The 213-nt window shown below is 68.1% G+C and carries 1 protein-coding gene; it reads right to left on the bottom strand.

What is annotated here, in order from left to right:
- Positions 1 to 213, bottom strand: a 213-nt coding sequence (locus VR45_RS41880; protein WP_045945239.1) for an SdrD B-like domain-containing protein, incomplete at both ends; no start/stop codon positions are given.

The raw sequence follows: 213 nt of genomic DNA, 5'->3' as shown, positions 1-213 counted from the left end.
TAGAGGCCGTTGGCGTCGGTCACCGTGGTGATGGGTCGGCCGTTGGTGTCGAGGACGGGCTGGCCGTTGCCGTCGAGGAGGTTGACCTTGATGCCGGAGACGCCGGTGTCGCCGGGCTTCTGGATGCCGGAGCCGTCCTTGTCGACCCAGACGAAGTCACCGATGGCGTTGTTGGCGGGCGGCGGCGGGAGGACGATGCCCATGTCGAGGTCG

Source organism: Streptomyces sp. NRRL S-495, from assembly GCF_000966955.1.
Lineage (GTDB): Bacteria > Actinomycetota > Actinomycetes > Streptomycetales > Streptomycetaceae > Kitasatospora > Kitasatospora purpeofusca.
This window is presented reverse-complemented; position numbering and strand designations above follow the sequence as displayed.